This window comes from Helicobacter labacensis (assembly GCF_003660285.1).
In the GTDB taxonomy this organism is placed as follows: Bacteria; Campylobacterota; Campylobacteria; order Campylobacterales; family Helicobacteraceae; genus Helicobacter; species Helicobacter labacensis.
On the sequence record NZ_QXQQ01000044.1, the window covers coordinates 1 to 4,177 of the forward strand.

Below are 4,177 nucleotides of genomic sequence, written 5' to 3' on the forward strand. Positions count from 1 at the left end.
GCTTGAAAGTTTTACCAATAGGACGCGTCTTTGAGGCTTTTATCTAAAGGGATGCATTCTTAGGATGGTGTTGCTTAAAGAGCGTTTGCTTAATGTTTTTTGACTTTTCATTGTCAATAGCCTATGTTAAAGGTAAAAACTACAAAGCCAAAGAATTATACTCAATAAGGCGGTAGAAATCTTATCAAGGCAGTTTAGCGGATATGCTAACTGAAACAAACAAGATGTTAAGAGTAGATGGTGGATGCCTTGGGTAGTAGAGGCGATGAAGGACGCACTAGACTGCGATAAGCTACGGGGAGCTGTCAAGAAGCATTGATCCGTAGATCTCCGAATGGGGCAACCCAACTTACAGCAATGTAAGTTACTCTATTTTTAGAGAGCGAACCTAGCGAAGTGAAACATCTCAGTAGCTAGAGGAAAAGAAATCAACGAGATTCCCTCAGTAGTGGCGAGCGAAAGGGGAGAAGGGCAAACCGCGTGCTTGCACGCGGGGTTGAGGACGGCAACATTCAAGGGGTTTATCTAGCAGAGTTGCTTGGAAAAGCAAGCCATAGAAGGTGATAGCCCTGTATGCGAAAGATACACCCTAGATAGCCGTATCCAGAGTAGGCCAGGACACGAGAAATCCGGGCTGAAGCCGGGGAGACCACTCTCCAACCCTAAATACTACTACTACACCGATAGCGCACAAGTACCGTGAGGGAAAGGTGAAAAGAACCGTGGGTAACGGAGTGAAATAGAACCTGAAACCATCTACTTACAATCATTCAGAGCCCTATTGTGGGTCCCTTTGAGGGATTGGGTCTTTTTTTGAGGTTTTTGGTGTTGGTTTTTTAAAATTGCTTAAGCACTTTTTTATATGCCTTTTGGCATGCTATGACCTTTCTCTCTAGTGGGTCTACCCTAGAGAGGCTTTCATATTTTTTGAAAGGAGCTTGCATGTTTTTTATAGGACCTCCCCATGTAGTCGTTAATGCTGACGGCTATAATGGTAGCGAGCCAGTGCGGAAGTGTCCACACTGCGGGCAGGTAAAACCCATCCTGAGTGGTTTCGGCTATCGGGATATGGGAAATGGCACGCTCAGAAACCAGTCTTGGTGTAGAGTTTGCAGGTAAACTTTAGCTTTGTCTAAGGAATGTTGCCGTTTTGCACCCTAAGGGTGCAAGTTAGCCAAAGCAGTTAAAAACAACCAACCAAAAATAAAGATTTCAATTTTTCAAAGGGATCCACAAGGGTGATGGACTGCCTTTTGCATAATGATCCTGCGAGTTGTGGTGTCTGGCAAGGTTAAGTGAAAACGAGCCGTAGCGAAAGCGAGTCTGAATAGGGCGCATTAGTCAGACGCTGCAGACCCGAAGCCAAGTGATCTATCCATGGCCAAGTTGAAACGAGTGTAACAGCTTGTGGAGGACTGAACCCGTGCCCATTGAAACGGGCTGGGATGAGCTGTGGATAGGGGTGAAAGGCCAAACAAACTTGGTGATAGCTGGTTCTCTTCGAAATATATTTAGGTATAGCCTCAAGTGATAGCAAAGGGGGGTAGAGCTCTGATTGGGCTAGGGCTGCTCGCCGCAGTACCAAACCCTGTCAAACTGCGAATACCTTTTGTTGTATCTTGGGAGTCAGGCGGTGGGTGATAAAATCAATCGTCAAGAGGGAAACAACCCAGACTACCAACTAAGGTCCCCAAGTTCTATTCTGAGTGGAAAAAGATGTGTGGTTACTCAAACAACCAGGAGGTTGGCTTAGAAGCAGCCATCCTTTAAAGAAAGCGTAACAGCTCACTGGTCTAGTGATCATGCGCTGAAAATATAACGGGGCTAAGATAGACACCGAAGTTGTAGATTGCTCTTTTAGAGCAGTGGTAGAAGAGCGTTCTGTGCAGCGTTGAAGGCATACCGGCAAGGAGTGCTGGAGCGCACAGAAGTGAGCATGCAGGAATGAGTAGCGATAAGATGCGTAAGAATCGTATCCGCCGTAAATCTAAGGTTTCCTACGCGATGTTCGTCATCGTAGGGTTAGTCGGGTCCTAAGCCAAGTCCGAAAGGGGTAGGCGATGGGAAATAGGTTAATATTCCTATACCAATTGTAACGCGCGATGGGAGGACGCATAAAGTTAGGTGAGCTAGCTGATGGAAGTGCTAGTCGAAGGGTGTAGATTGGGAGAGAGGCAAATCCGCTCCTGTATTTGAAACCTGACAGGCTCTTAGCGACCTTCGGGTTAATAAGAGAATCACTGATACTATCGTGCCAAGAAAAGTCTCTAAGTTTAGTTGCAATTGTCCGTACCGCAAACCGACACAGGTAGATGAGATGAGTATTCTAAGGCGCGTGGAAGAACTCTCTTTAAGGAACTCTGCAAACTAGCACCGTAAGTTCGCGATAAGGTGTGCCTACTCTAAGTAGTCTCAGCAAAGAGTCCCTCCCGACTGTTTACCAAAAACACAGCACTTTGCCAACTCGTAAGAGGAAGTATAAGGTGTGACGCCTGCCCGGTGCTCGAAGGTTAAGAGGATGGGTTAGCCCAACGGCGAAGCTTTGAATTGAAGCCCGAGTAAACGGCGGCCGTAACTATAACGGTCCTAAGGTAGCGAAATTCCTTGTCGGTTAAATACCGACCTGCATGAATGGCGTAACGAGATGGGAGCTGTCTCAAAGAGAGATCCAGTGAAATTGTAGTGGAGGTGAAAATTCCTCCTACCCGCAGCAAGACGGAAAGACCCCGTGGACCTTTACTACAGCTTAGCACTGCTAATGGGAATGCCATGCGCAGGATAGGTGGGAGGCTTTGAAGCAAGGGCTTTGGCTCTTGTGGAGCCATCCTTGAGATACCACCCTTGGCGTTTTTGTTAGCTAACTGGCTTATGTCATCCATAAGCAGGACAATGCTTGGTGGGTAGTTTGACTGGGGCGGTCGCCTCCTAAAAAGTAACGGAGGCTTACAAAGGTTAGCTCATGGCGGTTGGAAATCGCTAAGTTGAGTGTAATGGCACAAGCTAGCTTAACTGCAAGACAAACAGGTCAAGCAGAGACGAAAGTCGGTCATAGTGATCCGGTGGTTCTCGTGTGGGAGAGCCATCGCTCAAAGGATAAAAGGTACCCCGGGGATAACAGGCTGATCTCCCCCAAGAGCTCACATCGACGGGGAGGTTTGGCACCTCGATGTCGGCTCATCGCATCCTGGGGCTGGAGCAGGTCCCAAGGGTATGGCTGTTCGCCATTTAAAGCGGTACGCGAGCTGGGTTCAGAACGTCGTGAGACAGTTCGGTCCCTATCTGCTGTGGGCGTAGGAAAGCTGAGGAGAGCTGTCCCTAGTACGAGAGGACCGGGATGGACATGCCACTGGTGCACCAGTTGTTCTGCCAAGAGCACCGCTGGGTAGCTACGCATGGTTGTGATAAGAGCTGAAAGCATCTAAGCTCGAAGCCAACTCCAAGATGAGCTTTCCCTGAAGCTCGCATGAAGACTACATGTTTGATAGGGTGGGTGTGTAAGTGCAGTAATGCATTCAGCTAACCACTACTAATAGAGCGTTCGGCTTGTTTGGTTGATAAGGTATCACCGCCTTGTTGAGTGTAATCAAAGCTTTGTAGAATATCAGAGCGTAGGTTGTTGGCAAAAAGCAAAGCTTTTAAGCCTTGTGCTTGCTTTTTTAAAACAAGGGTGCTAGAATGGCGTTTTTGGTTAAAGTTTGCAAGCAAACTTAGGGTTAAATCCCTAGCTAGAACTTGCTTGTGTGGCTTGTATTAGTGGCTTGCATTAAAGGTTTTAGCTAAAGCCTTGTGAGTTGACTTGCTCTTCATTGAGCTAGCCTAACATTCAGGCTTTAAGCAAGGTTGCTAAGCTCTAGGGTTTCAACCTCTAGGCACTTTGGCTTACTTGGCTAGGTTTAGCTTTAAGCGCAGACTTGGGACTTTAAAATCTCTTGTTTGACTAAGAGTTTAAAGGCAAGTTAACCCCTTGAGCCTTGCTAGGCATTTGGCAATCCTTTAGGTGTAAGCTCAAGGCTTTGACAAGTTGCAGAGCTTTTGAAGGCTTTGTAAAAAGCTTTGCTTTCCCCGTGTCCCTAGTGGAGAGGAAATACCCAGTCCCATCCCGAACCTGGAAGTCAAGCTCTCTAACGCCGATGATACTGCCCTTTGCAAGGGTGGGAAAGTAGGGTGATGCGGGGGA

The 4,177-nt window shown here is 47.3% G+C and carries 2 rRNA genes; both read left to right on the forward strand.

Annotated features, from left to right (window positions below):
* Nucleotides 1-217 precede the first annotated feature (217 nt).
* Nucleotides 218-3,551, forward strand: a 23S ribosomal RNA gene (locus EAO33_RS08735).
* A gap of 509 nt (nt 3,552-4,060) precedes the next feature.
* Nucleotides 4,061-4,176 (forward strand): 5S ribosomal RNA (gene rrf, locus EAO33_RS08740).
* Nucleotide 4,177: the final 1 nt, after the last annotated feature.